Here is a 23,263-nt window from a genome sequence, read left to right on the forward strand (position 1 = left end):
TGAATGGAGTGCTTACAAGTATCTAAATATACTCGGGCTAGATCTGGGTCCTTTATTTGCTTGAATTTCGCTCTGCATTACGATCAAATTGATCAAATGCATAATCAGCCATTAGTGTCGTTTTAAGGTGATCAACCACTTCATTAAGCGCACGAATGAATTTATTCACATCTTCTTTATATAGGAAGATTTTATGTTTTTCGTAAGCCATTCCATCCATTTCTGTTCTTTTCTTACTTTCTGTGATGGTCAGATAATAGTCTTTACCTCTGGTTGACTTTATATCAAAGAAATAAACTCTTTTTCCTGCATTTACTCTTTTCGAATAAACTTCATCTAATCCTCTATGTGATTCCACTGTATAATTAGTTTTATATATATTCTGCTAACGCCTTTAACACCCATGTAAAAATTGCTTTTTTCCCAGCAATGCTTCTTTCGTTTCTGGGTGATCTAGGTCCAATACACAACAATCTACCGGGCAAACTGCTGCACATTGTGGTTCTTCATAAAAGCCTACACACTCAGTACATTTATCTGTAACAATATAAAAGGTATCATCCGAATAGGGTGCTTGTGGTAGGGTTGCATCCAATGCTGTTCCTTTTACCTCGACTGTTTTCAATTGCGTACCTTCAGCCCATTGCCAATCTGTTCCGCCCTCATATATTGCAGTATTAGGGCATTCAACTGCACATGCACCGCAATTGATACATGCTTCTGTTATCCGTAAGGCCATAACTTCTAAAGTTGTTTGTATCTACCGGCTAAATTAATAGAAATAAAAGATTACAGCAAATCCTTTTGTAAGGTTTGGGTTGACAACTTTCAAAGATCTAAACCGATTTTTAAAATTTCCAGTTCAATGATACCAGAGGGGGTATGAACTTGAGCAACCTCTGATACCTTTTTACCTAATAGTCCTTTGCCCATAGGGGATTCAACGGATATCTTACCCTGCTTTAGGTCAGCCTCGCCTTGCGAGACAAGCATAAAAACAGATTCTTTGCCTGTTTTTTTATTCCTAACGCGTGTTTTAGAGAGAATAGAAACGCGGGATACGTCAATTTCACTTTCTTTTAATACTCTAGCATTAGCCACTAAACTTTCTAAGGCAGCAATCTTTGCTTCTAATAAGCCTTGCGTATCCCTAGCCGCATCATATTCCGCATTTTCACTTAAATCCCCCTTTTTATGCGCTTCTGCCAGATCATTGGCTACTCGAATGCGACCTTCGCTTTTTAAACAACTGAGTTCTTTCTTTATGCGCTCTAGCCCTTCTTCTGTATAATAGGTCATTGACATTCTATGTTTTTATGGTTGTAATTGTTTTTTACAATGCTAATGGTTCCATTTTTTCAAAATTTTTTCTTGCTATTGTTAGCTATTTATTAAATGAATGCTAGACTTTCTTGGTTATTTAAAGAAGCATGGATGCAAATAGCAGTAAGAAAGCAATAAATAGCATGATAAACTTATACCCAGCAAGTAGGGGTATTGCTACAATGCCCGCATGCATGCCTATAGAGAGCAGGGCAATAAGCACTGCTGAAAATCTTGCAATATTTTTCATATTACCTTTCATATTAATGATTTTTTTACAAAATTGACATTCTATGTTTTATGGTTGTAATTGTTTTTTACAATGCTAATGGTTCCATTTTTTCAAAATTTTTTCTTGCTATTGCTACCTATTTAATTAAACAAATGCTAGACTTGCTTGGTTATTAAAGAAATATGGATACAAACGGAAGTAAGAAGGCAATAAATAGCATGGTAAGCTTATACCCGGTAAGCATGAGTATTGCTACAATGGCCCCATGGATGCCTATAGAGAGCAGGGCAATAAGCACTGCTGAAAATCTTGCAATGGCTTTCATACTTCTTACAAAAATGATGCTTTCAGGCTTTACCTAACCATTTTGTTGCATGCAAACCCAACTCAAAAAATAAGGATATTCTTGGTTGTTTGCTATTAGTGGTACTATAAAGTTGGCTTGGTTTTAGACCAAAACAAAGTTATCTGTGTTGGCGTGGCCAAAAAGCTAATATAAAAAATAAAAGACTAAAATAATGCATAACCTACAGTTAGATCTAGATAACGTCAATTCTGGATTAAACTTGTTGTAACCCAGCCATATGTATATTAGTTATAGAAGGTTTTTTCTCTTTTAGTCCATAAGCTGTAATTCCAGCTATTTACGTGAGTTGGGGATTATATTATTTTTTCATTTGATAATCAATATTAATAAAAATTAATAAAATTTGTTTTATAGACAGTTAAATAGGTAGTTGAATAACAAATAATTCTGATAATCAGTTTATTATATATGTTATATTTATAAAATTAGATATAAAAACTTGTTAAATAGGTGCAAATATTAACTAAATAATTGATATTAAATTGTTGTAAATCAGTCAAATAAATCCCGAACTCACGTTATTAGATTGACTAGAAAATTAGGTATACTTCTGTATCTGGAATGTTCTATCTGGCTAATATTTTTAAGTTGATCTATAATAGTTTCACGTGAGTTCGGGATTTATTTGACTGATTTACAACAATTTAATATCAATTATTTAGTTAATATTTGCACCTATTTAACAAGTTTTTATATCTAATTTTATAAATATAACATATATAATAAACTGATTATCAGAATTATTTGTTATTCAACTACCTATTTAACTGTCTATAAAACAAATTTTATTAATTTTTATTAATATTGATTATCAAATGAAAAAATAATATAATCCCCAACTCACGTAAATAAGGTAATAATTTGGGCGAAATATTAAACATAATAACTACTTTTTTAACTACAGATACTGAAATAATGATTTTTTAGAATAAACGCGACAGAAACCGAAAATATAGACGCGACAGAACCGTAGATCGTTATGGTGATACAGTTGACTTTTTTCTATCTGATCATAGAGATAAGTCTTCAACGCTTTCTTTTTTTCGCAAGGCGATCACAGAAAATAATATTCCTAAGAAAGTAGTAATTGACAAAAGCGGTAGTAATAAAGCTGCCCTTGATGCGATCAATACAGATCTTGATCAAGATCATACCATTCAAATATTTCAAAACAAATATTTGAATAATAGAGTTGAACAAGATCATAGGTTTATCAAAAAACGGATAAAACCTATGCTGGGTTTTAAGAATTTTTATTCTGCTTCCATTACTATTTCAGGGATAGAAAACATTCGTATGATTCAAAAAGGACAAGTAAGAGGAGCTAAAAATCATCTTTCTACTTTTGAGAACTTTGCTATCTTAATGGCCGCATAATATCCAAAATTTGACTTAAACGAAAAACCTATACTAACGAAAATATAGACGCGACAGAACCATGCCAACTCTCTGCACACCTATTTGCTTTACTTTGTACATTTACGTGTATTTTTTAATCAGTTTTTATACAATTCTTACACATTTTACACCAACTTAATCTACATCTACAAAAAAATTAAAACAAAAAATATTGAACATGAGTTCTGTTAAAAATCAAAAAAATGATTAAATTTAGGGTCTGTTTGCTAAGACGCCTGTTTTAATACCATCATTCAAAAGTATCTTCCATGATGCCTCTACAAAGGATACTATATGTTGCAAGTGAGATAGCTCCTTTTTTGGAGACTTCCCTTGTATCAAATTGTGTACGTAAGCTACCCGAAGCCATGCAAAGCAAACAGATTGACGTACGGATTGTAGTACCTAAGTTTGGTACGATTAATGACCGTATGAATAGGCTACATGAAGTGTTACGTTTGTCAGGCTCTATTATTTCAATAAATGATACAGATCATTACATGTCTGTAAAGGTAGGTACTATACCTAGTACACGGTTACAAGTGTATTTTGTAGATAACGATGATCTATTTGGGCGTAGAAGATCGGTTTTTGAGGACCAGAACAATAATTTTTTTGAGGACAATGACTTGCGTATGATTTTTTTCTGCACAGGTGTAATGGAAACGCTCAAAAAATTAGAATGGGAGGCAGACATTGTACATTGTCATGATTGGATAACGGGTCTTATACCTATTTTTTGGAAGAAACTTTACCAAGACCATCTGCTTTTTAGAAAAGCCAAACTGGTTTTTACCATCTATAACAATACTTTTTCGTACCATTTTCCCTGCTTGGCAGAAAAAATAGCAAAGGCAGGTATTGCCCAGGAAGATGTAGTATGGTTAACCCCTGGTGGTTTTCGCAACATCATTCAGCTTGCTATGGACTATTCTGATCTAGTATTGCGTGGCGAACCACTGGATGCAATTGAATTCGAAGATTTATTTAAGGAAAACGAGCTGCCTTGGGTTGAAAACGATGACCAATATCACGAGGGTTACTGGGCAGTCTATAACCGACTACTCTCCTCTACATAAGGCATTTCCGTTCTTCTGTATTTAAAAAAGTAGTTATTATGTTTAATATTTCGCCCAAATTATTACCTTATTTTAAAGGCTATTGTTCTTCAGCAGAAGTCATTCGGTTCTGTCGCGTCTATAGTTTTCTTAGTATAGGTTTTTCGTTTAAGTCAAATTTTGGATATTATGCGGCCATTAAGATAGCAAAGTTCTCAAAAGTAGAAAGATGATTTTTAGCTCCTCTTACTTGTCCTTTTTGAATCATACGAATGTTTTCTATCCCTGAAATAGTAATGGAAGCAGAATAAAAATTCTTAAAACCCAGCATAGGTTTTATCCGTTTTTTGATAAACCTATGATCTTGTTCAACTCTATTATTCAAATATTTGTTTTGCAATATTTGAATGGTATGATCTTGATCAAGATCTGTATTGATCGCATCAAGGGCAGCTTTATTACTACCGCTTTTGTCAATTACTACTTTCTTAGGAATATTATTTTCTGTGATCGCCTTTCGAAAAAAAGAAAGCGTTGAAGACTTGTCTCTATGATCAGATAGAAAAAAGTCAACTGTATCACCATAACGATCTATTGCTCTATATAAATAGATCTACTTCCCGTTTAGTTTAACATAGGTTTCATCCATTCTCCAACTACTACCAACTGGTCGTTTTCTTTTTCTTACTGCTTTATCTATCAGAGGAACAAACTTAATAACCCATCTCTGTAGCGTAAAATGATCAACTCTTGCGCCTCTCATACGCATCATCTCTTCCAAATCTCTATAGCTCAAGGAAAAACGACACTTCATGTATACAAATAACAGGATGACTTCTGATGAAGAACAATAACCTTTAAAATATGGTAATAACTCGGGAGAAATATTAAACATAATAACTACTTTTTTAAATACCGATACTAAAATAATCATTTTTTAGAATAAACGCGACAGAACCTCCAATGGTTACCAAATCTCGGCAAAATAATTGGGAACATTTGTCTGGTTATTTTAAGTATTCAGATCCTGTCAGAAGGCTAATTTATACCACCAATCCTATAGAAAGCTTGCATAGGCAGATTAGGAAGTTTACCAAGACAAAAGGAGCGTTTACCAGTATAAATGCTTTGTATAAATTAGTATATTGTGCCATAAAGAAGATCGAGGATAAATGGACTATGCCGCTGCGAAACTGGGCGTTGACCATATCTCAGATAGACATCTTTTTTTCCGGTAGATTAAAAGAGACGTTGAGATGAACAGGAGATGTGACACAGTTTATAGAACACTTCCGAAACGACAGAACCCGGTAAGAATGTACACCATCATTACTTTTTTTTCTCTGTTATGCACCACAATATACCTTTCTGTTTTATATCTGCATCCGAACTATTTCTTAATTTTAGGAGCTCATGTTTCATAGCATTAAATAATATGGCTATTACTGCACTATAATTTTTATCTAGTCTAAGTTGTACATTTGTAACCCTTGTTCTAGCATAATTATATTAGCAGGGGATAAATGACACATATTCTAAAAATTTTAACTCCTCTGTTTTAAAGTTGAACAGATACCAAAAAAATCTTAATACATTGCTCTGATGACAGGAGCATATTTTATAATGCAATTGCCCTATTCATTTTTAATTGTATATACTTTGAACCCAACCAACTTATATCATTATATACTACGTTTTGTTTTGTTTATTACCTGGTTGCTTCCTTGTGTAACAAAGGCTGCTGCGCAATCTAATGTTAAGTTAGCGACATTTCCAACTACAATCAATACGACTTGCCATCCCTATCCGCGCTCTATACAATTACGGTCTGGGTTAATGGTACACAACTATAATGAAAAGTCAATCATAGTCATCCCAACTACCATTGATTTAGATATTTTATATATACATTCCTTTTTTGCTAGTCAATTCCAGTCCTATCCAAGAGTTGGACTATCCTTTTTGATGCCCTATGCGCTTCAAAAAGAGCAGCCACTTAGATTCCCGAACATATGGGGTATCTCGGCTTATATAGAACTATATCAATCCCATCCTACCCTGTCTACATGGGGGAATAGAATAAGTATTGGTGCAATCAAAGATGGTACAAAGGATCAACCCCACTATAGTTTTATAGGCATAAAAGAAATTATCTATCACTGGTTATGGGCACCATCTTGGCAACTTAACTTTGGCATAGGGTTAAATATAAATCAAGCAAACACAACTGATCCTCTTCATTCCCGCACACAGCCATTGCATAATGCAGACAATGAAAATGATGCTATAAGATTAAAATTGGCTCCTATAGCCACGATAGGGATACGATATATAACCCATACAGAACCTTTTTTAAGACGGGGTAACCACCCGATCCATTATAGAAAACGAAAAAGCAGTAGAGTAGACTGTAGTATAGCTGGTAGCAGTAGGAGGCTAGCAGCAACCAAAGCATACTATTTGATTTTTAGGGGATCTTCATTATTCAGTTTTACTATTAATAGCCATAATGCCTTATTATGCGCCATGGAGTTAGGATACAACCGGTATAAAAAAGCTTTGTTAAACAATATGCTGCCAGCAGGCGGTATAGAGGTTACCGCATTATTGGGCTATGAAATACGCTACGGACATTATTTGTTGCAACTACAACTAGGATATGAAATGACCGATTTAAAAAAACCTACCACACAAACTGCTAACGAGGATAGGTTATTAAGTATATTGAACAGGAAGTATCATTTTTCTATAAATGTGCAATATATGCTTACAGAACGTTTCTTTGTGGGCATCAGCGCTCGTCATCAGGAAATACCAGCGTTTCGATTGGGCGTATCATGGTAATTAAATGATTGAATGATATATAAAAAAGTAGTATCTTGCATGCAATAAGATTATATTTAATATTTAATTCAATTATATTTACATGGCCAATCATCAATCAGCTGAAAAACGAATAAGATCGAACCGTACCAAGTATCTTCGCAATCGTTATCAGCTAAAAACATGTAGAACTTTTATGAAAAAGGTTAGTAAATGTACGGATAAAGCCGCTGCAGAGCAGTTATTGCCTAAGGTTTTTTCTATGTTAGATAAGCTTGCAGCAAAAAACATAATGCACAAAAACAAAAGTGCCAATAGTAAAGCTAAGCTTGCTAAACATGTAAATAGGCTCACTGTAGCTGTAGTCTAAATGATTTAAGTGATATGGCACGGGAGATATATGTAACTGCTCCACTCAAAATCCAAGACTGGGCACCGGAAGACCGGCCAAGAGAAAAATTACTACGACAAGGGGCCTCTAGCTTAACCGATGCAGAGCTTTTAGCTGTGCTTATAGGCTCTGGTACGCGCAACACAAGTGTTGTAGTATTGGCTCAACATGTCTTAAAAACGAATGGCAATAGTCTTCAAGAACTGGCCAAGCGTTCTGTGCAGGAATTACGGCGGTTTAGGGGTATAGGGGAGGTAAAATCGATTGCTATTGTCTGTGCCATGGAACTTACCCGTAGGCGGCCTTATGAGCCTGCCCATAAAAGAGAACTGGTAAACAGCTCTTTTAAAGCTTATAAGCTGCTACAGCCAGATCTAACCGATAAATCTGTAGAAGAGTTTTGGGTCTTGTTGCTCAACAGGGCAAATTATCTAATCAAGAAAATAAAAATCAGTAGTGGAGGTACAAGTAGAACCATTGTAGATTCTAAATTTCTATTTAGATTAGTGCTAGATCATCAGACGGTTTCCATTGTATTAGCACACAACCATCCTTCTGGAAATACTACGCCAATCACTACTGATATTGAATTAACCAAGTCTCTTACAAAGGCTGGGGAATTACTTGACGTAACGGTTCTAGATCATATTATATTTACAGATAGAAAATACTTCAGTTTTTCTGATGGAGGGATGCTTTGACCCCATATATAACATGCAAACAACCATCTTTCTCTATAGATAAGTGGTCATCTGTTCGTTATCCTTGTAGGAAGTTGGTCTATATGTTTGCGTCTATCCCTTTCCTTTCTAAACATAGAAAGCAACATAATAACGTGAGTTTGGGATTTATTTGACTGATTTACAACAATTTAATATCAATTATTTAGTTAATATTTGCACCTATTTAACAAGTTTTTATATCTAATTTTATAAATATAATATATATAATAAACTGATTATCAGAATTATTTGTTATTCAACTACCTATTTAACTGTCTATAAGACAAATTTTATAAATTTTTATTAATATTGATTATCAAATGAAAAAATAATCTAATCCCGAACTCACGTTAATACATCAACTTCTCTTTTTTAGATTAGCATTATTTAAAATACCAGTAGCCTAAAAACCCATTAAATTAAAAGATTTCATGCAGCCATTACGCAATATTGCCATTATAGCACACGTAGACCACGGGAAAACAACCTTATTAGACAACTTATTAAAACAAAGTGGAACATTTAGAGCCCATCAAGAAGTAGCGGAACGGGTCATGGATTCCAATGATTTAGAGCGAGAGCGTGGCATTACGATTCTGGCTAAATGTACCTCTTTAGTTTGGAAAGATACCCGTATCAATGTTGTAGATACACCTGGTCACGCTGACTTTGGTGGAGAAGTAGAACGCATCTTAAGTATGGTAGATGGTGTGGTCTTATTGGTGGATGCAGCAGAGGGGACTATGCCCCAAACTAAGTTCGTGTTAAGTAAAGCGTTAAAGCTAGGATTACGTCCTATTGTAGTAGTCAATAAAATTGACCGTTCAGATGCGCGTGTAGGAGAAGTGGAAGATGAAATCTTAGAACTTTTTATGGCCCTTGAAGCTACAGAAGCGCAATTTAACTTTCCTGTTGTCTATGCTTCTGGAAGATCAGGTTGGGCAAGTAGAACATTAGATGGGGAGCGAAAAGACCTATCTCCCTTATTTGATCTCATTCTAGACTATGTACCTGCTCCAACAGTCGATTTAAATAGTGACTTTTCCATGCTTATAACGGCAAGGGAATACGACCCTTATCTAGGGCGTATGCTAACAGGACGTATTTTCACAGGCAGCTTAAAAGTTCAACAAGCCATCAAAGCGCTCAATAAAGACAATGTAGTAATAGAAAATGGTAAGGTTACAAAGATTATGGCTTTCCGTGGTATGGAACAAGTACCCATTGAAACAGCACATGCTGGTGATATTGTTGCTATTGCAGGGATGCAACGCGCCAATGTAGCCGATACTATTTGTGCACCTACGGTGATAAAAGCCCTACCTGCCATTCCTATAGACCCACCTACGTTGGCTATTAACTTTTCAGTGAATGATTCGCCACTAGCTGGAACAGAAGGGAGCAAGGTTACTTGTAATGCGATACGTGATAGGCTAATGCGTGAACTGGAATCAAATGTATCTATTCAAGTAACCGAAAGTCCCAATAAGGATGCTTTTGAAGTAGCTGGACGTGGTGAATTACAATTAGGTGTTTTAATAGAAACGATGAGAAGGGAGGGGTTTGAACTTTCCATTAGCAGACCACGTGTATTAATTAAACTAGGGCCTAATGGTGAAAAACTAGAGCCACTAGAGGAGATTCAAATAGAATTGGATGATGCATTTTCAGGATCTGTCATCGAATCTATGAGTTTTCGAAAAGCAGAAATGAGGGACCTGCGTCCAATGGGGGGGGGCAAAACACGTATTATTTTTATTGGTCCATCACGCGGTTTAATTGGTTATTATGGCACCTTTCTTACTGAAACGAGGGGTACTGGTATTATGAATAGGACTTTTCATAGGTATGGTACCTACCGTGGAACGATTGTTGGACGACGCAATGGGGTACTTATTTCTATGGGTATGGGCAACGCCGTCGCATATGCACTTTTTAATTTAGCTGATCGGGGTAAAATGTTTATCGGTGCAGGTGAGAAGGTATATGGTGGGATGATTGTAGGGGAACACAACAGGGATAATGACCTAGAAGTGAACCTATTAAAAGGGAAACAGCTTACAAATATGCGCGCATCTAGCTCAGACGAATCCATTCGATTAAGCCCACCTGTGGTAATGACACTAGAAGAGGCCATTACCTATATAAAGGATGATGAACGTGTAGAAGTGACACCAAAATCGATTCGTTTGCGAAAAGCGATATTAGATCCTAATGAGCGCAAAAGAGCTGCTAAATCGCATCATTCATCCCCACCACCAGCCGATCAGTGACACGCTGTTTTAAGCTGACACCATGGTTTGAATGGATAAATATGATGTATAGATGTGAAAGATTGTAAGATTTTTGGAACAATAGGTTCTAATAGTGGGAATAGGAGACTATGATCTGTATACCTGCTGGAGGTAAGTCCTGCGCAACCTAAAAAATAAATCAATAAACTGATAAAAAATGCCACTTTACATAATCCCAATACCCCCCCTAATAGGTTATCAAATATACCTAGAAAGCCAATCACTAAAATTTCTTTAATCAATTTCGTTAACAAGTAAATCACCAGCCCGCCTATGAAAAGCATGAGAATGGCTAAACAAATAGGTAGAAAAGTAGCTAAAGCAGGTAATTTGCGTTCTAGAATGCAGGGCAGAAATATATAAAATAAGGTTACACCTTTTATGCAACCCAATACCAATAGTGAAGAAGAAATCAGTTCTACAATAAACCCTTTCTTAAGCCCATTATAAAGCCCCCAAATAAGTGGTATAACGAGTAAAATATCAAAACCATTCATCATAGTTTTATTAACGTGAGTTCGGGATTAGATTATTTTTTCATTTGATAATCAATATCAATGAAAATTTATAAAATTTGTTTTATTAGACGGTTAAATAGGTAGTTGAATAACAAATAATTCTGGTAATCAGTTTATTATATATATTATATTTATAAAATTAGATATAAAAATTTGTTAAATAGGTGCAAATATTAACTAAATAATTGATATTAAATTGTTGTAAATCAGTCAAATAAATCCCGAACTCACGTTATTAAAATCAATTTTAAAAATGGTATCTAATTAAATGTTTACCTTTAACAAACTAGCAATCTGAATGTACCGTTCAGTCTTGTGGCAATGTTATGAAAAAACAGAAAAACCGCCCCTTGTAAAAAGTTGCTGAAAGCCCCCCATTGCAGCTGATCAGAAAAACAGTTTAATGGAGGGCACAGGGTGGCTTCTGTTTTTCCAGCTGTATGGGGGGCTTTCAGCAACTTTTTACAAGGGGCTTGATTTTTGGTTCTGTCGCGTCTATAGTTTTCTTAGTATAGGTTTTTCGTTTAAGTCAAATTTTGGATATTATGCGGCCATTAAGATAGCAAAGTTCTCAAAAGTAGAAAGATGATTTTTAGCTCCTCTTACTTGTCCTTTTTGAATCATACGAATGTTTTCTATCCCTGAAATAGTAATGGAAGCAGAATAAAAATTCTTAAAACCCAGCATAGGTTTTATCCGTTTTTTGATAAACCTATGATCTTGTTCAACTCTATTATTCAAATATTTGTTTTGCAATATTTGAATGGTATGATCTTGATCAAGATCTGTATTGATCGCATCAAGGGCAGCTTTATTACTACCGCTTTTGTCAATTACTACTTTCTTAGGAATATTATTTTCTGTGATCGCCTTTCGAAAAAAAGAAAGCGTTGAAGACTTGTCTCTATGCTCAGATAGAAAAAAGTCAACTGTATCACCATAACGATCTACTGCTCTATATAAATAGATCCACTTCCCGTTTAGTTTAACATAGGTTTCATCCATTCTCCAACTACTACCAACTGGTCGTTTTCTTTTTCTTACTGCTTTATCTATCAGAGGAACAAACTTAATAACCCATCTCTGTAGCGTAGAATGATCAACTCTTGCGCCTCTCATACGCATCATCTCTTCCAAATCTCTATAGCTCAAGGAAAAACGACACTTCATGTATACAAATAACAGGATGACTTCTGATGAAGAACAATAACCTTTAAAATATGGTAATAACTCGGGAGAAATATTAAACATAATAACTACTTTTTTAAATACCGATACTAAAATAATCATTTTTTAGAATAAACGCGACAGAACCTACACACTTAATTGGACAGAGCCCTTAGGTCGACTGGCTGAAATATCTGCAAAACTTAATTGATTATTTGTTTTGATTACCATAACAATACTATTAAAAATCTTAAGTATAAACGATTAAAGAAGTAACATAATTTAACCATTTTATAACACTAAAAGTCACTTTTTATACCAAAGCTTAAAACTCTATTGAAACGGCCTCTTTATATAGGATTACTACATGGATTATGATACTACGCAGGCATCCAAAATAAAATAATTGCTTCTTGCATCCAAGGTAATTTAATGCTGGTTATAGACCAAGGAGGCACTAAATCACCTGTATCGTGTTCCTGGTGCATAATCGTTAGATGCCAAAATTTGCTTTCGGTAGCATCATTAGCTTTCTGTCTAGTTAAAATACCTAGTCTGTTCAAGAAATAACTTTTTAATATATCTTGCGTAGTACAACCTTGATATGAAGCCATTGCTTTAAGCTTTGTTAAACTTTTCCAGCGCTTTATTACTTTTTTAATCAGTAGTTGGCTGTTGACAGCTATAACTTCCATTGCACTATTGGATATAGATCCACTTTCTTCTATTTTTTCTGTAGATGCCTGTTGAGACGGTTGTTCTGGCTCAGCTATCATTTCTTTCATTGCTTCTTGACGATATGCATCGCAACCTTCATTTATAGGTCTATAGGGTAACAATACTTCATCATAGGATAATCCACAAAGTAGCTTGGGAAGAGTAAGCTGCCATTCTGGACTCTTTAGCTGGCCAGTAACTAAGTATTGTAAGAGATAAACCGCATTATGGGCTGCTTGGTCACAGAAAAATTGGTTACCAACCATAAGGTTGTGCACTTTAAAAAAATCGTATAAGAAAGGCCATAGAAAGACCAATCCAGTATTTTTAGTATAGACCCGGACCTCTTCTTCTGGTAGACTAACTTTTGGGGATGGTTCTTTTTGCTTGGTTACCGATACCGTTTCTAATGAATGATTGGCCAAAGCTGGCTGACTCATGGTAGGTGGGTTGATGTGCTTTATAAGGGGCTTAAGCAAGGTTATAATCTTATCTTCTTCTTGATTAATGGCTTTTGTAGCCACAATTGAAGTAATGATTTTGTAAATCGCTTCTTTGGGATAACAAGTGGTCAATACTGTGCTGTGTACAAACTCCGTTGCTTCAAATGGCTTTTTTGTAATCAAATAATATATAATGGAAATGTATAATGCCCTATTCCAGGTTGATGGGTGATAGAGTGGTACAGTTTCGTGTTGCAGTGGATTGCTTAACAGATCCAGGTAATGCGTTACAAATCGAGCGTTGTCCTTTGCCAAAGAGGCTATAATCTTTGTAGTAACTTCTTGGCTAAAGTAGTGCACCATACGTCTGGCTACTAATTGATGATTGTCCTGCGCTTCTAAAAAATTTGCTAATGTAGATGGTTGGTCCGCCATAAACTGAACCAATGCATTGCCTAATGTAGGCATCGATAGATGGTACTGCTGGACACAAAGAGATAGGGTACCATTAAGCAGTAGATACAGCTTGGTTAGAATAGGTGCTTTGTAGCCACGTTGTATAGCTTGTTGTTGGATCTCTTGTCGGTATTTTTCTTGTAATCTATTCAATGAAGTGATTAACTCTTCTGGTATCCCCTCGGTATCCAGGAGTTGAAAAGTTTCTAATAATGTAGTGGGGGTGATTTCTAAAACGTTACTCCATTCGGTGGTGATTTGTGCAAGCCAATTCTCTTTAGAAATAGATGTATGAGGTAGTGTTTTCAATACACTATCCCAAAATACATTTTTAGTACTATTGGGCTGGCCCAGTGAACCTTGTGTGGTACACCATAATTGATAACTCCCTTTTATAAAGTCTGCTAACGTTTTGCCTATTTCACTATGCCTTTGAACCAATAGCATAAGTTGCGTATGGGTAAAATGTACAATCAGCCGTTGACGCACATGTATTTTATGTTGCGCTAAGGAAAAAGTAGGAAGATGCGTGATCACATCATTCAACAAGGCTGTGCCATCTGCATAGTTCTCCAGCTTACCAGTATGCAAAAAGAGGTACCATCCTTGTGCAACCCGTTCTCTTTTGCTTCGTACGGCATCGGTAATCTGCTTGTAGAGCGCTATGCTAATGGTTTCCTGTAATGGTTTGGCAATGGTTGGTAAGTGTTGTGCAACCAGTTGGTCAATCATTGATTGTGATAGGTCATCAGACTGTCGGACCCTATGCTTAATAGCTGGCAGTAGGTTGTTATAGTAAAGTGGCAAAAGGGCTTGGTCCAATTTTTCGTGTGTAGATAGAAAAATAAGATCCACGTCATCTATTTTATTTAGGTTTAGTGGCGCTAATTTTTCCTTGAGGATAGAAAAGGCCTCTACTAGGTAGTAATCAGTTGCCTGTTTGGCCGCATCTATTAACTGATTACATAAGGTTGTTGGACGACATGAAGCTTGTGCGCTAAGATGGAGTAATATGCGCTCTATATATTGTTTTTCGGGTGGCGTATGGGTGATCGCTGCTGCAATAAAAATTTCTTTGATTAAACGGATATTGGTCTGCTGCTGGGTACTCTGGAGCATTTTTGATTGTATGATCACCCTTTCTAACCCATCTAGCATCTGATTGGAAAATGGAATAAAGGCCTGTAATAGTTTAGATAAGGTGACCTCTGTGGCATGTTGCATTAACTTTTTTAAGATAGCGGCCTCTCGGCATAAAGGCGCTAATTGATCCCGTATTTGTTGGGGTGTTGCACGCCCCAAACATTTGACTATTAAATAGGCGGGCACCAACTGATTGGGTGGTAATTCATTATAAGCAAGGAAATCTACTACATCAGATAATGGGTTTTCTTCGACTGAAATAGGATCCCTATCCAAGTGCGCTGTGTAATACTTTGTTTGCAATGTGTCAAGTAGTTCTGCCGCTGAGTAGCCTTTTACTATATAATGATTATCTTTATTTATTGCATCGTTTTGAAATGATGCCAAACTAGAAAAGCACGCTGCTAGATGTTGATACCCTGCCTGTGTGGCCCTATCCAATAACCGATCACATAATATATCATAAGAAAATGGCGTATAAGGCATAAGGTAGTCTACAATACGTGCTATATAGTGTCTTTCCGTAATCGGTGGATCTACAGTCGCTGCTGTAATCAACATATTTTTTATCGAGTCTATATTTACCTGACATTCAGTAGTCTGAAGCAATGCAATGAGCACAGTTTCTAGTCTATCTAGAAACTTCATTGCAATCGGCATGTGTTGTGCAAGACTACGTTCTATGATAGGCCGATGGATTGACACCTTTCTATCTGTTGCATCAGATGAGCATACAATAGGCTGGAGTGGGTTAACGATAGGTGGATGATGTAGTCCATCTTGGTAGATGGTTGTTTTGAAAGCATCTGATGGAAGGATCGCTGTGGATGCCAATGGAACCATAATGGCTTTTATAGCTAGGTTATACGTTTGAGTAGTAAGCAAGGCGGAAAGTCGTTGCTTGTTGATAAGGCTATTGGCAATATATTTTCTAAACAACGATTGAATCTCTTCAAAATAGAGCGTTTGAGCATATCCAAAGGCACAATAGGCTAAAGTAATGGCTTTAATCGCGCAAACAAGTGCGATGGCAGCATTAGTAGCAGTTGAGATCTGCATAAAATCAGAAAATATAGATACAATAGAGGGATCTATAGATTCTAAAAATGCAACAAAGAGGGTATCAGGTAAGTTTTTAGCCAGTTTTTCTCTATTTTTTTCTTCTTGAAGCCAACTTTTTACTAGAGGACCTATACCGGCTTTGTCCATTGCTATCTTAATGCCACTCATAGCTACTGATAGTTGATAGAACGCCATTGTGTTATTGCCTATTTTGTCCAATTCCTTTAATACCTTTTCCTGATTTTTAATATCCTGATACCAGAATTTTGGTGGCGTTATGAGTAAGTCACGCAACTGAAGGACTAATGCTTTTATGGTTGGGTCGTATGAGGATTTTTCCTCATTTTGTGCACAGTAAGTGTGTAACTTTTCTAGAATTTTTTCGTAGCTGGTGGAGGTTTGTATGGCTACTTGTTGGAGGAGCATACGCAACAAACCCATACGGTCTATTTTAGATCTTTGTTGGTTGATCATACCTAATAGGGTCATGGAAAGCACCTGCTGTCCCGGTGTATACAACAAGTTGGGTAAAATCTTCGCTTGATATAACAATAACCCTGTTTCAGCTAAGATAGGCTTAAAATATTTTATAGGCTGCTTCAATAAACACGCAAGGGTATGCTCCAAGGTAGCCGGGGAAAAAATTGCAATGCAACGTTGAACGGCTTTTTCTTTTTTGGTCAGATTATACCAAAGTTGCTCTATAAGCAGAGGCGTATGGCGGAGCAACGCTAGATATATTTTTTCAATTTGTTTTTCACAACGTTCGACCATCCACCAAGCAAAATTACCTTCTGATAGATAGTGTGCTATAGCTTGCCGTTTTGCATCTGGTAGTGGAATGACTTGATACCAAGTAGGATTATGAATTACCTTTCCAATCTGTTCTTTTAGCTTAAGCGTTAACATTTGTTCCACCTGACAGGGTAGTTGTTTGTCAAGGCTGGATAGATTGAAGCTACCTACATCTATGGCAATCTTGTCTAAATGGATGACTACATCGTTCGGCACATATTGAGCAAAGAGTTTTGATAAAATAGGCATAATCCGTTTCCGGATAATTTTATGAATGATATGTTGGAGCATACTATTTTGACTATGCTGATCAATAGTAACTTCAATTCGACTACGTAGAATAACATGACAGCTTGTTATAGGCATAACCGATTAAGTTGTGTGAGAACCCGCACACCAGTACCCTGATGTGGGGGAGGTTCTGTCGCGTCTATAGTTTTCTTAGTATAGGTTTTTCGTTTAAGTCAAATTTTGGATATTATGCGGCCATTAAGATAGCAAAGTTCTCAAAAGTAGAAAGATGATTTTTAGCTCCTCTTACTTGTCCTTTTTGAATCATACGAATGTTTTCTATCCCTGAAATAGTAATGGAAGCAGAATAAAAATTCTTAAAACCCAGCATAGGTTTTATCCGTTTTTTGATAAACCTATGATCTTGTTCAACTCTATTATTCAAATATTTGTTTTGCAATATTTGAATGGTATGATCTTGATCAAGATCTGTATTGATCGCATCAAGGGCAGCTTTATTACTACCGCTTTTGTCAATTACTACTTTCTTAGGAATATTATTTTCTGTGATCGCCTTTCGAAAAAAAGAAAGCGTTGAAGACTTGTCTCTATGCTCAGATAGAAAAAAGTCAACTGTATCACCATAACGATCTACTGCTCCATATAAATAGATCCACTTCCCGTTTAGTTTAACATAGGTTTCATCCATTCTCCAACTACTACCAATTGGTCGTTTTCTTTTTCTTACTGCTTTATCTATCAGAGGAACAAACTTAATAACCCATCTCTGTAGCGTAGAATGATCAACTCTTGCACCTCTCACACGCATCATCTCTTCCAAATCTCTATAGCTCAAGGAAAAACGACACTTCATGTATACAAATAATAGGATGACTTCTGATGAAGAACAATAACCTTTAAAATATGGTAATAACTCGGGAGAAATATTAAACATAATAACTACTTTTTTAAATACCGATACTAAAATAATCATTTTTTAGAATAAACGCGACAGAACCGGTTGGCCTGCTTTATTCATTTTATACCATGTATGCTCTATTTAAAAATAAAATCTACAATCTCGAATAGAGGTTATAAAGAAAATAAATGTGTATATTTGAAACGTGCTATGGTATGTTCACAACATATTAAATTAAATGCAAGTAATATCATGAATAAAAATTTAAACAACTATTTTTATAAACTTGGTTTATTGTTTGCCTCTACATTGTGCATGAATTTTACTAATAAACTAGTCTATTGCTCGTTAATATTTACTTTCTTAATGCTGATCTTAAATTGTATAGCAAAGTGTCATGGTAGCAAAAAGGCTACTATAAGTATAATTTTATGCACATCCACCAGTCTTGCCTTATTATGTAATAAGCAATATTACATTGCCGGTAAACTTATTAGGGGGCTTATACCAGCCTCTTTATGCGCCATATTGATTGCTTCATACATTGGCTTCAAACTGTTTTTAAAGCTAAAGGCGCGGTACGGTTTTACGATAAGCAACTGTATCAGTCTATACATCTCTGCACTTGTGGATCATCTTATAATGGGAATATTTTTCACCAGGATATTTCCTATCCATAAGATTTGGTTGATGATATATAAAGAAACAGCTTATACCTGTCTCTTTACAGTGGTAGTATACCTATGTTCAGTTACAGTTTTGTATGCAAAACCGATTTATCGTAAACTTAAGAAGCATTTACATCCATTGGTCTGGTTCTGTCGCGTTTATTCTAAAAAATGATTATTTTAGTATCGGTATTTAAAAAAGTAGTTATTATGTTTAATATTTCTCCCGAGTTATTACCATATTTTAAAGGTTATTGTTCTTCATTAGAAGTCATCCTATTATTTGTATACATGAAGTGTCGTTTTTCCTTGAGCTATAGAGATTTGGAAGAGATGATGCGTATGAGAGGTGCAAGAGTTGATCATTCTACGCTACAGAGATGGGTTATTAAGTTTGTTCCTCTGATAGATAAAGCAGTAAGAAAAAGAAAACGACCAATTGGTAGTAGTTGGAGAATGGATGAAACCTATGTTAAACTAAACGGGAAGTGGATCTATTTATATAGAGCAGTAGATCGTTATGGTGATACAGTTGACTTTTTTCTATCTGATCATAGAGACAAGTCTTCAACGCTTTCTTTTTTTCGCAAGGCGATCACAGAAAATAATATTCCTAAGAAAGTAGTAATTGACAAAAGCGGTAGTAATAAAGCTGCCCTTGATGCGATCAATACAGATCTTGATCAAGATCATACCATTCAAATATTTCAAAACAAATATTTGAATAATAGAGTTGAACAAGATCATAGGTTTATCAAAAAACGGATAAAACCTATGCTGGGTTTTAAGAATTTTTATTCTGCTTCCATTACTATTTCAGGGATAGAAAACATTCGTATGATTCAAAAAGGACAAGTAAGAGGAGCTAAAAATCATCTTTCTACTTTTGAGAACTTTGCTATCTTAATGGCCGCATAATATCCAAAATTTGACTTAAACGAAAAACCTATACTAAGAAAACTATAGACGCGACAGAACCGAATGACTTCTGCTGAAGAACAATAGCCTTTAAAATAAGGTAATAATTTGGGCGAAATATTAAACATAATAACTACTTTTTCAACTGCAGATACTAAAATAATGATTTTTTAGAATAAACGAGACAGAACCCTAATCCAGCAGATACAGCTACATCAGCTATATTAAAAACAGGAAGGCAATATACATAGTAATTGCCCCAAATGGGTACCCAACTAGGCATAACGCCAGACCAAAGATCAATATGCAGCATATCAATTACCTGACCATAAAACCACTTCATAGGGGCGTCAGCAGGTGCGTTATTCAAATATACACCATAAAAAATGCTATCTATACTATTGCCAATAGCGCCTCCTAAAACCAAGGCCCATCCGAAGATCCAAGCAGCAGGTGCATTGCTTCTTATAGATTGAATGATATACCCCAAAATAGATAAAGAGGCCAAAGCACGGAACATAGTAATCAATAACTTGCCATACTTAAAACCCAAATGGATACTAAAAGCCATTCCAGCATTTAAAGTATAGGTAAGCTTCAAGACATTGCCCAAAAGATTAATTTGCCCATCTGTCCCCATTGCCATATGGGTGTGCACCCAAAGTTTAAACGCTTGGTCTGCCAAGATAATCAACCATACAATAGAAAAATATTTTATAAACTGCTTCATATACACAAATTTTTATACGATAAGATCCATTACTTAATCCTTTTTTTTCGATAGAGCCAATGTACTAAAAGAACAAAAAACAAGCCCTAATCCGAGAAAAATAGCCAGGTCTGCTATATTGAAAATAGGTAAAATGCAGACCTCTTTTCCTCCCCAAATAGGTACCCAATGGGGCATAAGACCAGACCAAAAATCAACATAGAGCATATCAATTACCTGACCATGAAACCACTTCATAGGCGCTATGTCGGGTGCATTATTTAAATAAACACCATAAAAAATACTATCAATGGTATTGCCCATAGCACCTCCTAAAAGCAATACCCATCCCCAAATCCAAAGCGCAGGGGATGACTGAGCCAGTGATTGAACAATATGAAGTGCAATATAAAACGAAGCAAAAAGACGCACAAAGGTGATCAATAGTTTTCCATACTTAAAGCCAAATTGCAACCCAAAAGCCATGCCATAGTTCAGAACATAGGTCAACTTAAATAGGTTGCCAAATATTTTAATCTGGTGATCTAGACCTAACTCCATATGACTATATACCCAAAGCTTGCATCCTTGATCTGCAAGAATGATCAATAACAATACTAAAATGTATTTTCCATACCGCTTCATGATACAATAACGTGTAATATATTTTTACAAGATTAAATGGGCTTAGGTTACGCTTTTTTGAGGAACATGCTCATGGTAAGTCTTATTGCTTTTCTGTAGTGGAATGCGCAATAAAATATACAAACTATAACCAAAAGCATGGTCAAATGCTGCCAAGCCAAAACCTGGGATATCAAATGGCAAAGCATATACATTATCTTTTATTAAATTATTTGCTATTCTTTTACCGAACTTGTAGCGAGCGGTACAGCCAATAGATAATATATGCATCAGATATACCTTTCCGCCTGCTACAATTTCCCACCAATGGGCTATGGCACTACTTTTTATATCCCGAAGAAACGGAGGAGGAAGGATACACTGCTTATCGCAACCTTTATCTCGTGGGTGGTTGCACTGAAACTTATCACTCTTTAGTTGAAAACCCAAAAAGCTTCTGGCATAACGGAAGCCTATAAAAAATTGATTGTGATCTGCAGTGGATGTCAAAAAATTATACCCTAAGCCCATTCTAAAATAAGGACCAGTAGCAGATGCAAAGGAGCCGTTGTATTGCGTGTGATTACGCTGAATGTGCCCCAATCCATAGTCTACATCCAATAAGATGTCGCTAAAATCGATAGACCCATGTATTTCATAAGCATGGCCTGTGTTTTGGTACCAACCCACGAAAGTTTTCGCTAGATCTACACCAAGGTACCAGGTAGTTGGCCAGATCCTATTTTGGGGCGCTTTATGCTTGGCCATTATATACTGAGGCAACGTACAACCCAAAATAAAAAATAGCAGTCTAATAATATAAGATAACATGCGTTTTATCTTTCTCTCTCTCTCCTTTCAAGGGAACTGGATTTTCGCTTTTACCTTCCTTAAAGATAGGCCTTTTATGCCTCTTGGGACTAAATTTTATACCCTCAATAACATATTGTATCTGAAGTCCTCCAGCTTTAGGAGAAATTAGGGAGACGATACGTTTATAACGAATGGTAACTTTGTGATAGTATATATTATTCTCTAAACCCTCTAACTCAAAACTAACTTCATTGGCATCTGGATCGAGCCGTATAGGTAGTCGCTTATTTTTTTTATTTAATGAAATATTTGTGTCGCCATTTGTAGCGGGCGGTTTTATTTTAAAATTCAGTTTTGAAAGTTTATAGCTCTGCAAATCTTTGAACTTATTACTGTCCTGCTTATCCTTTTCTGAATCAAATGCAATGTTTATCTTATCAGAATATTTACTTTCCCAACTTTTAAAGTCCTTACATGCTAGCAACCCCAATAGCCAAAAGAGTATACAAGCTTTTCGAAGATATTTCAGCGGGACAAAAGAAACCGAAAAAGAAACAAGCATGTAGAAAAAAGGTTACAAGTATATGGTTAAAATGGCTGTAAAACAACTGTTAGCCATGGACTTTAGCTGGACGGTATCTGTTCAACCGCATGGTTGTGTGGTTCTGTCGCGTCTATAGTTTTCTTAGTATAGGTTTTTCGTTTAAGTCAAATTTTGGATATTATGCGGCCATTAAGATAGCAAAGTTCTCAAAAGTAGAAAGATGATTTTTAGCTCCTCTTACTTGTCCTTTTTGAATCATACGAATGTTTTCTATCCCTGAAATAGTAATGGAAGCAGAATAAAAATTCTTAAAACCCAGCATAGGTTTTATCCGTTTTTTGATAAACCTATGATCTTGTTCAACTCTATTATTCAAATATTTGTTTTGCAATATTTGAATGGTATGATCTTGATCAAGATCTGTATTGATCGCATCAAGGGCAGCTTTATTACTACCGCTTTTGTCAATTACTACTTTCTTAGGAATATTATTTTCTGTGATCGCCTTTCGAAAAAAAGAAAGCGTTGAAGACTTGTCTCTATGATCAGATAGAAAAAAGTCAACTGTATCACCATAACGATCTACTGCTCTATATAAATAGATCCACTTCCCGTTTAGTTTAACATAGGTTTCATCCATTCTCCAACTACTACCAACTGGTCGTTTTCTTTTTCTTACTGCTTTATCTATCAGAGGAACAAACTTAATAACCCATCTCTGTAGCGTAGAATGATCAACTCTTGCGCCTCTCATACGCATCATCTCTTCCAAATCTCTATAGCTCAAGGAAAAACGACACTTCATGTACACAAATAACAGGATGACTTCTGATGAAGAACAATAACCTTTAAAATATGGTAATAACTCGGGAGAAATATTAAACATAATAACTACTTTTTTAAATACCGATACTAAAATAATCATTTT

The 23,263-nt window shown here is 35.6% G+C and carries 20 protein-coding genes and 4 pseudogenes; 8 read left to right on the forward strand and 16 right to left on the reverse strand.

Annotation, left to right across the window (positions count from 1 at the left end):
• Positions 1 to 52: 52 nt before the first annotated feature.
• The 6 genes and pseudogenes from NBW36_RS00445 to NBW36_RS00470 all read right to left on the reverse strand — a co-directional run.
• Entirely contained in the window at positions 53 to 358 is a 306-nt protein-coding gene (locus NBW36_RS00445; RefSeq protein ID WP_250238381.1) for a DUF3276 family protein, read from the reverse strand.
• A 36-nt stretch (positions 359 to 394) separates the two neighbouring features.
• Complete coding sequence (locus NBW36_RS00450) at positions 395 to 739, reverse strand: 4Fe-4S binding protein (protein ID WP_250238382.1); 345 nt, start codon at positions 737 to 739, stop codon at positions 395 to 397.
• Between the two features lie 89 nt (positions 740 to 828).
• Positions 829 to 1,299: a transcription elongation factor GreA gene (gene greA, locus NBW36_RS00455; protein ID WP_250238383.1), complete on the reverse strand. Its 471-nt coding sequence runs from the start codon at positions 1,297 to 1,299 to the stop codon at positions 829 to 831.
• A 121-nt stretch (positions 1,300 to 1,420) separates the two neighbouring features.
• Positions 1,421 to 1,573, reverse strand: coding sequence for a hypothetical protein (locus NBW36_RS00460; RefSeq protein WP_250238384.1), 153 nt, complete (start codon positions 1,571 to 1,573; stop codon positions 1,421 to 1,423).
• 154 nt (positions 1,574 to 1,727) lie between these two features.
• Positions 1,728 to 1,880: a hypothetical protein gene (locus tag NBW36_RS00465; RefSeq protein ID WP_250238386.1), complete on the reverse strand. Its 153-nt coding sequence runs from the start codon at positions 1,878 to 1,880 to the stop codon at positions 1,728 to 1,730.
• 555 nt (positions 1,881 to 2,435) lie between these two features.
• Positions 2,436 to 2,528 (reverse strand): annotated as a pseudogene (locus NBW36_RS00470) (IS982 family transposase); the annotation flags it as partial.
• A 357-nt stretch (positions 2,529 to 2,885) separates the two neighbouring features.
• On the opposite strand from NBW36_RS00470, the pseudogene NBW36_RS00475 reads away from it, so the two are divergent.
• Together NBW36_RS00475 and NBW36_RS00480 are read left to right on the forward strand one after the other, a co-directional pair.
• Positions 2,886 to 3,299: pseudogene (locus NBW36_RS00475) on the forward strand (IS6 family transposase); the annotation flags it as partial.
• Positions 3,300 to 3,592: 293 nt separating this feature from the next.
• Positions 3,593 to 4,399 (forward strand): glycogen/starch synthase, encoded by an 807-nt coding sequence (locus tag NBW36_RS00480; RefSeq protein ID WP_250238387.1) that lies wholly within the window; start codon positions 3,593 to 3,595, stop codon positions 4,397 to 4,399.
• Positions 4,400 to 4,565: 166 nt separating this feature from the next.
• On the opposite strand, the pseudogene NBW36_RS00485 reads toward NBW36_RS00480, so the two are convergent.
• Positions 4,566 to 5,273: pseudogene (locus tag NBW36_RS00485) on the reverse strand (IS6 family transposase).
• A gap of 56 nt (positions 5,274 to 5,329) precedes the next feature.
• Here NBW36_RS00485 and NBW36_RS00490 point away from each other — a divergent pair.
• From NBW36_RS00490 to typA, 5 genes and pseudogenes are all read left to right on the forward strand, one after another.
• Positions 5,330 to 5,638, forward strand: a pseudogene (locus tag NBW36_RS00490) (transposase); the annotation flags it as partial.
• Between the two features lie 363 nt (positions 5,639 to 6,001).
• A complete protein-coding gene (locus NBW36_RS00495; RefSeq protein ID WP_250238388.1) occupies positions 6,002 to 7,222 on the forward strand; it encodes a hypothetical protein in 1,221 nt (406 codons plus the stop codon).
• Between the two features lie 82 nt (positions 7,223 to 7,304).
• Positions 7,305 to 7,571, forward strand: a complete 267-nt coding sequence (rpsT, locus tag NBW36_RS00500; RefSeq protein ID WP_250238389.1) for a 30S ribosomal protein S20 — start codon at positions 7,305 to 7,307, stop codon at positions 7,569 to 7,571.
• A 14-nt stretch (positions 7,572 to 7,585) separates the two neighbouring features.
• Complete coding sequence (gene radC / locus NBW36_RS00505; RefSeq protein WP_250238390.1) at positions 7,586 to 8,293, forward strand: RadC family protein; 708 nt, start codon at positions 7,586 to 7,588, stop codon at positions 8,291 to 8,293.
• Between the two features lie 452 nt (positions 8,294 to 8,745).
• Positions 8,746 to 10,587 (forward strand): translational GTPase TypA, encoded by a 1,842-nt coding sequence (gene typA / locus NBW36_RS00510; protein WP_250238391.1) that lies wholly within the window; start codon positions 8,746 to 8,748, stop codon positions 10,585 to 10,587.
• Here the strand turns inward: typA and NBW36_RS00515 are convergent.
• The 4 genes from NBW36_RS00515 to NBW36_RS00530 all read right to left on the reverse strand — a co-directional run bounded on the left by NBW36_RS00515 (position 10,581) and on the right by NBW36_RS00530 (position 18,095).
• Positions 10,581 to 11,108, reverse strand: a complete 528-nt coding sequence (locus NBW36_RS00515) for a CvpA family protein (protein WP_250238392.1) — start codon at positions 11,106 to 11,108, stop codon at positions 10,581 to 10,583. The two genes, typA and NBW36_RS00515, sit on opposite strands and share 7 nt — an antisense overlap.
• A gap of 561 nt (positions 11,109 to 11,669) precedes the next feature.
• A complete protein-coding gene (locus tag NBW36_RS00520) occupies positions 11,670 to 12,377 on the reverse strand; it encodes an IS6 family transposase (protein WP_250239030.1) in 708 nt (235 codons plus the stop codon).
• A 296-nt stretch (positions 12,378 to 12,673) separates the two neighbouring features.
• On the reverse strand, positions 12,674 to 17,275 hold the full coding sequence (locus NBW36_RS00525; protein ID WP_250238395.1) for a contractile injection system tape measure protein: 4,602 nt from the start codon (positions 17,273 to 17,275) through the stop codon (positions 12,674 to 12,676).
• A 112-nt stretch (positions 17,276 to 17,387) separates the two neighbouring features.
• Complete coding sequence (locus NBW36_RS00530) at positions 17,388 to 18,095, reverse strand: IS6 family transposase (RefSeq protein WP_250239031.1); 708 nt, start codon at positions 18,093 to 18,095, stop codon at positions 17,388 to 17,390.
• Positions 18,096 to 18,937: 842 nt separating this feature from the next.
• Here NBW36_RS00530 and NBW36_RS00535 point away from each other — a divergent pair.
• Positions 18,938 to 19,645 carry an IS6 family transposase gene (locus NBW36_RS00535; RefSeq protein WP_250239033.1) on the forward strand — a complete coding sequence of 236 codons (708 nt, stop codon included), beginning with the start codon at positions 18,938 to 18,940 and terminating at the stop codon, positions 19,643 to 19,645.
• Positions 19,646 to 19,799: 154 nt separating this feature from the next.
• Here NBW36_RS00535 and NBW36_RS00540 read toward each other — a convergent pair whose 3' ends face one another.
• The 5 genes from NBW36_RS00540 to NBW36_RS00560 all read right to left on the reverse strand — a co-directional run bounded on the left by NBW36_RS00540 (position 19,800) and on the right by NBW36_RS00560 (position 23,221).
• Positions 19,800 to 20,375 (reverse strand): lipoprotein signal peptidase, encoded by a 576-nt coding sequence (locus NBW36_RS00540; protein ID WP_256465582.1) that lies wholly within the window; start codon positions 20,373 to 20,375, stop codon positions 19,800 to 19,802.
• A gap of 33 nt (positions 20,376 to 20,408) precedes the next feature.
• A complete protein-coding gene (locus tag NBW36_RS00545; protein ID WP_250238399.1) occupies positions 20,409 to 20,963 on the reverse strand; it encodes a signal peptidase II in 555 nt (184 codons plus the stop codon).
• Between the two features lie 78 nt (positions 20,964 to 21,041).
• Positions 21,042 to 21,809, reverse strand: coding sequence for a DUF6048 family protein (locus NBW36_RS00550; protein WP_320412873.1), 768 nt, complete (start codon positions 21,807 to 21,809; stop codon positions 21,042 to 21,044).
• A complete protein-coding gene (locus NBW36_RS00555) occupies positions 21,790 to 22,167 on the reverse strand; it encodes a hypothetical protein (protein ID WP_250238403.1) in 378 nt (125 codons plus the stop codon). Before NBW36_RS00555 ends, NBW36_RS00550 begins: the two co-directional genes overlap by 20 nt.
• Before the next feature lie 346 nt (positions 22,168 to 22,513).
• The gene (locus NBW36_RS00560; protein ID WP_250239027.1) at positions 22,514 to 23,221 is read right to left on the reverse strand and encodes an IS6 family transposase; all 708 of its coding nucleotides are present in this window, start codon (positions 23,219 to 23,221) and stop codon (positions 22,514 to 22,516) included.
• Positions 23,222 to 23,263 lie beyond the last annotated feature (42 nt).

This window comes from Cardinium endosymbiont of Oedothorax gibbosus (assembly GCF_936981045.1).
Lineage (GTDB): Bacteria > Bacteroidota > Bacteroidia > Cytophagales > Amoebophilaceae > Cardinium.

Coding starts and splice junctions, on each gene's coding strand:
- NBW36_RS00450 (WP_250238382.1), bottom strand. CDS start 739: ATGGCCTTACGGATAACAGAAGCATGTATCAATTGCGGTGCATGTGCA.
- greA (WP_250238383.1), bottom strand. CDS start 1,299: ATGACCTATTATACAGAAGAAGGGCTAGAGCGCATAAAGAAAGAACTC.
- NBW36_RS00460 (WP_250238384.1), bottom strand. CDS start 1,573: ATGAAAAATATTGCAAGATTTTCAGCAGTGCTTATTGCCCTGCTCTCT.
- NBW36_RS00465 (WP_250238386.1), bottom strand. CDS start 1,880: ATGAAAGCCATTGCAAGATTTTCAGCAGTGCTTATTGCCCTGCTCTCT.
- NBW36_RS00480 (WP_250238387.1), top strand. CDS start 3,593: ATGCCTCTACAAAGGATACTATATGTTGCAAGTGAGATAGCTCCTTTT.
- NBW36_RS00495 (WP_250238388.1), top strand. CDS start 6,002: ATGCAATTGCCCTATTCATTTTTAATTGTATATACTTTGAACCCAACC.
- rpsT (WP_250238389.1), top strand. CDS start 7,305: ATGGCCAATCATCAATCAGCTGAAAAACGAATAAGATCGAACCGTACC.
- radC (WP_250238390.1), top strand. CDS start 7,586: ATGGCACGGGAGATATATGTAACTGCTCCACTCAAAATCCAAGACTGG.
- typA (WP_250238391.1), top strand. CDS start 8,746: ATGCAGCCATTACGCAATATTGCCATTATAGCACACGTAGACCACGGG.
- NBW36_RS00515 (WP_250238392.1), bottom strand. CDS start 11,108: ATGATGAATGGTTTTGATATTTTACTCGTTATACCACTTATTTGGGGG.
- NBW36_RS00520 (WP_250239030.1), bottom strand. CDS start 12,377: ATGTTTAATATTTCTCCCGAGTTATTACCATATTTTAAAGGTTATTGT.
- NBW36_RS00525 (WP_250238395.1), bottom strand. CDS start 17,275: ATGCCTATAACAAGCTGTCATGTTATTCTACGTAGTCGAATTGAAGTT.
- NBW36_RS00530 (WP_250239031.1), bottom strand. CDS start 18,095: ATGTTTAATATTTCTCCCGAGTTATTACCATATTTTAAAGGTTATTGT.
- NBW36_RS00535 (WP_250239033.1), top strand. CDS start 18,938: ATGTTTAATATTTCTCCCGAGTTATTACCATATTTTAAAGGTTATTGT.
- NBW36_RS00540 (WP_256465582.1), bottom strand. CDS start 20,375: ATGAAGCAGTTTATAAAATATTTTTCTATTGTATGGTTGATTATCTTG.
- NBW36_RS00550 (WP_320412873.1), bottom strand. CDS start 21,809: ATGTTATCTTATATTATTAGACTGCTATTTTTTATTTTGGGTTGTACG.
- NBW36_RS00560 (WP_250239027.1), bottom strand. CDS start 23,221: ATGTTTAATATTTCTCCCGAGTTATTACCATATTTTAAAGGTTATTGT.